Source organism: Marinilactibacillus piezotolerans (assembly GCF_900114235.1).
GTDB lineage: Bacteria > Bacillota > Bacilli > Lactobacillales > Carnobacteriaceae_A > Marinilactibacillus > Marinilactibacillus piezotolerans.
Window position 1 is genome coordinate 1 of the sequence record NZ_FOSJ01000070.1, and the last position, 8,847, is coordinate 8,847.

The 8,847-nt window shown below is 30.1% G+C and carries 6 protein-coding genes; all 6 read left to right on the top strand.

Features of this window, described 5'->3' with window-relative positions:
* Positions 1-17 precede the first annotated feature (17 nt).
* The 6 genes from BM212_RS11370 to BM212_RS11395 all read left to right on the top strand — a co-directional run bounded on the left by BM212_RS11370 (position 18) and on the right by BM212_RS11395 (position 8,757).
* Positions 18-1,144, top strand: a protein-coding gene (locus BM212_RS11370) for an IS3 family transposase (protein ID WP_091898643.1) whose coding sequence is annotated in 2 segments (ribosomal slippage) — positions 18-303 and positions 303-1,144 — 1,128 coding nt in all. Because the reading frame shifts where the segments join, the coding sequence is not laid out codon by codon here.
* A 217-nt stretch (positions 1,145-1,361) separates the two neighbouring features.
* Complete coding sequence (locus BM212_RS11375) at positions 1,362-3,257, top strand: hypothetical protein (protein WP_091898633.1); 1,896 nt, start codon at positions 1,362-1,364, stop codon at positions 3,255-3,257.
* A complete protein-coding gene (locus BM212_RS11380; RefSeq protein ID WP_091898635.1) occupies positions 3,244-4,128 on the top strand; it encodes a hypothetical protein in 885 nt (294 codons plus the stop codon). The genes BM212_RS11375 and BM212_RS11380 overlap by 14 nt, the downstream gene beginning before the upstream one ends.
* The gene (locus tag BM212_RS11385) at positions 4,121-4,885 is read left to right on the top strand and encodes a DUF6339 family protein (RefSeq protein WP_091898637.1); all 765 of its coding nucleotides are present in this window, start codon (positions 4,121-4,123) and stop codon (positions 4,883-4,885) included. Before BM212_RS11380 ends, BM212_RS11385 begins: the two co-directional genes overlap by 8 nt.
* On the top strand, positions 4,854-7,973 hold the full coding sequence (locus BM212_RS11390) for a hypothetical protein (protein WP_091898639.1): 3,120 nt from the start codon (positions 4,854-4,856) through the stop codon (positions 7,971-7,973). The genes BM212_RS11385 and BM212_RS11390 overlap by 32 nt, the downstream gene beginning before the upstream one ends.
* Positions 7,974-8,355: 382 nt before the next feature.
* Entirely contained in the window at positions 8,356-8,757 is a 402-nt protein-coding gene (locus tag BM212_RS11395) for a DUF262 domain-containing protein (RefSeq protein WP_177206459.1), read from the top strand.
* The last annotated feature ends 90 nt before the right edge of the window (positions 8,758-8,847 follow it).

The following is an 8,847-nucleotide window of genomic DNA, read 5'->3' on the forward strand; positions in this document are numbered from 1 at the left end:
CACAGGAGGAATCTATCATGTCTACTCGTCGTCCACGTCGAACTTATACAGAAGAATTCAAGAAGCAAATTGTTGATTTACACAAAGCAGGAAAATCAAGAAAAGAAATCATAGAAGAATATGACCTTACAGGATCTGCTTTTGACAAATGGGTACGTCAACATAATCAAACCGGTTCATTCAAAGAAAAAGATAACTTAACACCTGAACAGAAAGAATTGAAAGAATTAAGAAAAGCCAATACCCAGCTTCAAATGGAAAATGATATTTTAAAGCAAGCGGCGCTGATATTCGGGCGAAAGTCGAAGTAATCAAACGTAATAAACATAAATATTCTATATCAGCGATGTGCCGTGCCCTTGAGATCAGTAGAGGATCTTATTATTATGAAGTAATAAAGAAAGAAAGTGACGCGAAACTTGAACAAGCGATTATTGAAGAGTTCGCTAAAAGCAAAAACAATTATGGCACGCGTAAATTAAAAAAACGATTGAAGAAACGTGCGTTTACTGTGTCCCGTCGGAGGATTGGGCGCATTATGAACAAGTTTCATCTGGTATCCAACTATGATAAACGGTCATACAAACCGCAACAGAGTGGCGTCAATCAAGCGAAGACTGAAAACGCATTGAACCGAGAGTTCGATCAAGAGCAGCCGATGAAAGCAATCGTCACGGACTTGACCTATGTCAAAGTTGCCAACAAGTGGTTCTATGTCTGTTTTATTTTAGACCTATTTAACCGCGAGATTATCGGGTATTCCGCAGGGCCAAATAAGACAGCTGACTTGGTTCTGCAGGCTCTCGCTACAGTTAAGGGAGACTTACATACGGTCAAGGTATTCCATACTGACCGGGGAAAGGAATTCGACAACCACATCCTAGATGAATTACTGGGTACCTTCGATATTGTGCGCTCGTTAAGTAGAAAAGGAAATCCTTACGATAATGCCGTAGCGGAATCTACGTATAAATCATTTAAGTTTGAATTTGTCTACGGTCACACATTCCATACACTCTATGAACTGCAAGTCCAACTGATGGACTATGTTCATTGGTGGAATCCTGTTCGCCCACATGGATCCTTGGACTACGAAACGCCTATCGATTATCGTGAAGGTTGGGAACAGGAACAGTCTGAATAGGAGCTTACATGTCCTTCACCGATCAGTTGAGTGGGGGGAAAGGAACTTAAACTGAATGGTCATTTACACCTTATAATTTTTGTTCAAAAAAGTGTTGACATACCACTATGTTTAAGTGAAGAATGGCTAATTAAATTCATTATGTTAGTAATTTATAGATCGAACATTTTGTCAATGTAGGATTCAAACGAAAAGTATATATTTTTGAGGTGAAAATATGTTAAATGATAAATTTTATTTCCCCAGTAATAATGGAGGAGAAGTTAAAGGGATCAGTGACTCCGGTATTGAAACATTTTCTGGTAATTCAATTAAAGGGTTAGGTCGAGAAATAATTCAGAATTCGCTTGATGCAAATGAAGGTTTCAAAGAGCCTGCTATTGTGGAATTTTCATTATTTACAACGAAATTCAGTTCATTACCAGGAAGTAAATCATTGAAAGACGCTTTTACTTACGCTAGGAAATACTGGGATAAACAAAACAGTAAAAAGGCCCAGAATTTTTTTGATCTAGCGATACTACAGTCAGATTCGGATATAAATGTTTTACGTATTAGTGACTTCAATACATCCGGATTGACTGGTTCAAAAGAAAGTTATAATTCTGCATGGATAAATTTGACAAAATCTAGTGGGGTTTCAGACAAAGCTTATGGGAGCGCAATGGGATCTTTTGGTATTGGAAAGTTTGCAACGTTTGCAACTTCATCTCTTCGCACAGTATTTTATAATACAGTAGATACTGAGGGTATAAAAGCTTTCCAGGGGATTTCAAGACTGACATCCTTTATTGATGAAAATGGAGAAACGACTCAAGGAATTGGGTATTACGGAGAAGAAAAGACCATTCCAAAATTTGAAAATTTATCTTTAGATCCAGATTTTAATCGACTTGATACTCAAACTGGGACTGATATCTTTATACCTGGATTTAAAAACCTAGAAAATAAATGGGAAGAAGAAATTATATCTGCTATTTTAGATGGTTTTTTATATGCTATTTTTAATGGTAATTTAATAATTAAAGTAAATGACATATTAATTAATTCAGAAACATTAAGTGTAGTAATGGAAGAATATAAAGATTCTTTTACAGAAGGTGCATATTATTATTATGAAGTTCTTACATCCCCAGATAAAATTTATTTTGAAAAAAATTATCGTAACAATGGTATTATCAAAATATGGATACTGCTTAAAGAATCTATGAATAATAAAACAGCTATGGTTCGTGGTGCAGGTATGAAAATAAAAGATGCGAAGTTTTCTAATTCATTAATTAGTGGTGCAGCAGTCATGGTTATTGAAGGTCAAGGTATCCAGGATGTAATAGTTCCACTTGAAAATCCTACGCATACTGATTGGGAGCCAAAACGTTCAGAAAATGTGCCGTATGCTCGGAATTATATAAAAGGAATCAATGAACTGATTAGAAGTAAATTAGCAGAATTATCTGGACTGAATGATCTAGAAGAAATTGACTCTAATGTTGGAGAATATTTACCTTTAATTTCAGACGAAGAAAAAGATCAATCAAAAGATGAGTCAGTCGCAAATGAGATTAAAACTGTTTTTAAAAAAGAAGTAATTAAAAAAAGGGAAAAATTGAATCTAAACAATTTAGACTCTAATTTAAATAAAGAAACTTCTAAACAAACGACTTTTGATCCAGATAGTAAAAATGGTGAAAACTTTGGATCAGGACATAACAAAACAAAAAACTCGATAAAGAACCCCGATGATGTAAAAGATCACACTCCAGGTGAAGGTTTTGGGAATGCTCGTTTTAAAGAGCATACTCATCTGCAACCTATCTCTGTAATCAATATCCGTACGTTAGTCCAAAAGAAACAAGAAGGGAGATATATTTTATTGTTTACACCAGAGAGTAACGCTTCTGATAGTGAAATTGCGATATTTTTAGTTGGAGAAAATGGCGGAGAAAAAGTTGACATAATAAGTGCAATGACAATGCCACCAATCTCACTTACTATAGAGGGTAATACTATCAAAGGGTTACCGTTAATTTCTGGCGTCCAAACTAAAGTGATTTTACAAATTGACTTTGACGATTATATGGCAATGGAGGTAAATGTTCGTGGAATTCAATAATAAAAATTTTCCTTATCCAGTTTTGACAAAAAATTCAGATGATTATGTAAATTCAGAATTTTCCACTGTAGTAGATTATGAGCTCATTGATACAAAAATCAAATTTAAATTAAACTATTTAATAGAAAACAAAGAACTGACAGATTTGCTCTCAGAAGGTAAAATAAGTGTAATTTATCATATTGAATGCCCGCAAACGTCATTTCGCAAAGCCATAAAGGTTCAATCAAAATATGAAACCCACGAGATTAATGAAACTTTTTTAAATGGCAAAGTAGAAGTCTCTACGTTTATTGCTGTAACTGAGCCTATTGTTGATTATTCTAATTCTAGTTTTAATGAAATGTTTCGTTCGTATTTATTTGATTTTGAAATTGGATCTATTTTAGCTATTGGTAATCAATATAATTTTTTGATTAATAAAGAGACAGAGGAGTTAGTAAACGTTGCTTCAATTTTTAAGTTAGTAAAAAATGAACAAATTCAAGCAATCGAATATGATGCAAGTAAAGATAGAATATTAGTTTACGTACCTGCAAATTCATTTGTATCTTATTCTATATTAAGAGAAATTCCTACGCTTCAAACAGTGCTATCTGGATTAATCATTGTTCCGGTTTTAAGTTCAGTATTAACAGAAATTGCATCTGGTAAGGGATCAGGATATGAAGATAACCTTTGGTACCTATCCTTAGAAAAACAACTTAAAGAGAGATTTAAAACCAGTTTATCAGTTGATGATTTGAGTTCCTATGGTAGAAGTATGGTTCATTTGGCTCAAGAATTGATTGGACATCCTACAACGAAAGGAATAAACACCCTTAAAAAGGATTATACTGGTGAGAACATAAAAGGAGACACATATGAGTAAAATTGAAATATTAAAAGAAGAAGAACTTGTATTTTTAAAAGATAACTTACACTTATATGTTAATGACTTCAATTCAAGTACAAATAAAGAACTTATAAAATCAATTGGTCATAATCCATTCGTGCAATCTAAATTTGAAATGGAAGAATTAGATCTTAAAATATCTAATAAATTTCAAGGTGATTTAGAATATGAGAATGTTATAAAAGTTTACACTGAATTGAAGTACTTAACAAATTCACAGGCAAGTGATGAAAGGCTATGGGCAGGTTTGTGTTTAACAAAATTTTGGGATTACACAAAAATACGATGGAATATTGAAGAAAATATACATGTGAATAATGTAAAGAATCACTACTTTTTTGGATATGGGGCTAAGCGATCATTAACACGAAATGCAATATCAAGATTATGGTGGATTGGTAGATTGACTTATGATCACACGGCCAATAATCCATATGAGTTAACTGAATTAGTTTGTCGAAACTCAAATTTTATACAAGATACACTGGAAAGAAATTTCTCAAATAATCCAAAGATAATCCTTCCTTTTTTAAGAGGAGTTAAAAGAGCAGAATTAGATGGTCTTATTTTATCTAAAACATCATTTAAAAGGTTAGCAATATATCTCAATCTATTGGGAGGAACATATATATTAGATGTTATTCCAAAAAAAGTCATTGAAGAGAAAGTTTACGTGTATGCAATGAAAGGTATGAAAGAGTATGAAACTAGAAATTCTATTACGAGACAATAAATGGAAAATAATTCGTCATTACTTATTAATCAATAATGTAACTCATCTAGATAGCTTGTCGCTGGATATGATTAATGAATTATATTTTGTTCCTGGAGTTTCTTATAATTTAATCGATGAATTAAAATATATGTTAGCAAATAACTCTTTTTCTAATAATTTACCAAATAAGCAATGTGCGAAAACTCCAAGAGATTTGCTTAACAAAGGGTTAGAAGAAGATGAGCATGAGAACAACATAGCTACTGATGAATACTTATCTGAAACTAGTAATGAACAGTTAACTCAAAAGAAACAAAAGAGTAAATATTGGTTTAGTAATCTGCCTTGGGAAACAATTGTAAAAGATTTAAAAATAAAAAATAGTTTTAAGGAAATTATATATAGCAGAGGTATTTATACTGTAAATGAATTAATTTCTGTACTTCCGGTTTATCTAAAAGAAAATGAAAAAGGAGTTAGAGCGGTAACGGTTTCAGAGTATAATGGATTTTTCGAAAATAGAATAAAACAACTTATTAAGTATGATTCTTTATCCAATGCTCAAAATGAAGGTGTTATCAATGAACTTACTTGGGAAAATTATTATTCAAAGATTGATAGATCATCAATTGCTTCTAACTTACCTAATTCACTTATTAACTTAAATTTGTTAGATTTTCTTGAAATGGAAAATTTAGAATATGATTCACGCATTAGCCGACGGCTTCAAGAAGAAACTTTATATAGCTTTCTTAATAAGGACGATTATAAGTACAGAGGTATTAGTAGCTCACACTTAGGAAAGTTTTTAACTTGTTTTTTTAAGTACCTTTATGAGTTTATTTCTAAAAACACTAATACTGAAGGTAGGATTCAGCTTGAATTTGAAGGTCGCTTTCCGTTTTATAAAAAGTCATTGAAAATTTCTCATTTAAAGAAACTTTTGAGAAATACAGAATTTGATAAATTATTCTCTGTGGCTAAAAAATATTCTATTAATACGTTAAATGAATTTATAGGAAAAAAGATAGAAGGAGACGACTATTATTATATATATCCAATTGTAAAGAAATTAGAAATTGATTATTTGGATAACATTAATAAATTAATTTCAACATATTCAAATGAAAGATATAACATTGTTTTAAAACGTTCATTAGGAGCAACATTAGATGAAATAGGTAACAGCGTTGGATTAACACGAGAAAGAGTTAGACAAATAATTAATAAATTTTCATCGAAGGCATTAATGGATATAGAATACCTAGCAAAAATAATTGAAGCCGATAGGGGCTATTTTATGAAAGAAGACTGGCTATTCTTTCAAATTCCTGATGAACATATGTCAATCTTAGAATTAGTAATAAATGAAAAATCGAAAGAATATGAATACCTTTGGTATACAGGACAATATATTAGCAAAGATTCAATAAGTAACAATTGGCAAGATAAATTAAATAGCATAGTTGAAAAAAAATCTACTATTTTTGGGGACATTCATGAATTATATGAACGAATAGTTGTAGAAATTCATAGTCTGAATATTTATTTTTTAAACGAAGAAAATTTTTCGAATTATTTAGACTCTCAATTGAAATATAAAATATTACATGGATCTTATATTAAACCAGGTGTAAATACAGGTGAAATATTAGCTATTATAATTGAAAAGAATTTTTCATTTGATATAAAGTTAGATTCTAACGATGACAATGAAGATTTGAAAATACTAAGAGAAATCATGAGGAAACAATTTCCTGAAATTAAAATACCTGATAATAACAGAAATTTAACCGCTGTTATCACGAGAAATCCTCAAATGGTATTATCTGATAGAGGTAGGTACGTAAATGCTTCTCGAGTTTATTTTCCAAAATTTTTACAGGAATTAATATATTCATGGATATTAGAAAAAAATTCAACCTTGACATATAAGGAAGTGTTTGAGCATTTTAAAGGGCAACTAATATTCGAATCTAATATTAATAACAGTAGTTTTCTTCATGGTGCGTTACAATATTACTATGAAGATGAGTTTGATTTTAGAAGAGATACCTTCGTTCCAATGGGAAAAGAACATGTTAGCACAGGTAAAAGGCTTCATAAACTTATTGATGAGCAGAATATTTTAAGTTTAGAAGATATACAGCAAAAAATACCAGGAATAAAGGATTATCAAATATTTGCTATTGTTGAGCGAAGTGAAGATCTATTCAACAGAGGGAATAATGAAATTACGTCAATCAAGTTTGTAAATTTTAATAGGGAAAAAGATAAAGAACTATTATATTTACTCCAAAAAGAACTAGAAGAAAATCTTGGCTTTACTAGTGCAAAAGCTATATTTGAAAGAATGCAGGATTCAAACATTATAAATAATGAAGATATTTTAAATGAAGCAGGTATTTTTCAATATCTAAAATTAAAATTTAAAGATAAATTTAATTTTAGATATCCATATATCTTAACTGAAAGCATAATACCACACACAGAAATAATTACTTTTTCAAAAGTGATTCACTATTTCTTTGTTGAAGGTCAAGATATAATAGACAGGTCAAAAATTGAAAAATTTAGTAAAAAATACGGTCTTTCAAATCTAAGTATTTATCAATTTTTTCAAGAAAACTCAGAAAAATTAATACGTATATCTAAGGAAAAATATATTTTGAAAGATAATAGTGACATTTTAAGCGAAGACTTAAACAATATTGACAATTATTTAGCAGATACAATTGACAATTTTTTGCCACTTGTAGATTTTAGGAACTATAATGATTTACCTAATATAGAATATGAGTGGAATGAATTTCTTTTAGAAGATTTAATAGCTAAATTTGGAAAGCGAATTAGACTTATCGATAGAAAAACGAATTATTCTCATTTTATAAGTTCAATTGCTGTTCCCTTAAATTCTAATTTTAAAAACTATGAAGATTTAGTAATTTCAGTTATGAAATCTAATAATAAAAAATCACTAAATACTCGCGAAATGCTTAAGCTATTACAAACAAGTGGTTTAACCAGTGTTGCAATTCCAGTAGAACTATCAAATGGTGAACAATTGTGGTTTAATCCAAGAAGTGATTTATATCAACTTAGATAATTTATATATTAGTAGGATAATATTTCGTAACAAATCAATTTTTAAGTCTCAGTTATTAAATTACTTATTTGAAAACCAGTAAGTACAATACTAATATTACGTTAAATGAGGACAAACTAGTTTTTTACAATAATTTTTTGATAATTTATGATAGATTTAATTCGTTAAAAAAACGAATATGAAATATTATAACAATATCAACGGAAATAAAATTGAAAATGTTTCTTTTATCTACTCTATATGTTAATGAGTAAAAGTAAAATAATAAAATCATTTAAAGCCAGAAACTTAGGATATCATACGATTATTGGAGGATAATGTGGGGATAATTAACTCGGGTTTTTTAACTATATCGACTTTTTAACAGCAACATATTTACCATGTGCCGGAATATCAACGTGGGTATTCATGGACAGATGATCAATTAGAAGATATGTGGATAGATTTAATTCAATTAGCGGAAGATCAAGATTTATCTTCTCATTTTTTAGGTCAAGTGGTTGTGCATTATGAAAATACAGAGAATAGGTGGTATATAATTGATGGACAACAAAGAACCAGTACTTCTATTATCTTATTAGACGCTTTTAGAATGTTATTAGATTATTTACATGAAAAAAACAATAATGAAGACGCTAAAATTGATGCTGATGACATAACTACAAAATACATTGGTAGGGTAACTCAGAAAAGACAGGATCAAAGATTAATTCTAGGAGATTTAGATAAAAAAATTTTTAAAGAAACTATTCAAGTACGAGGTAATGAATATTATAAAACCTGAATAATTCATACTTTTTAATTGAAACCGTCTGAAACTGCCTAACGGCAGTCTGATAATTACTTTTTTATTTTCACCCCTTAAGTGATGAAA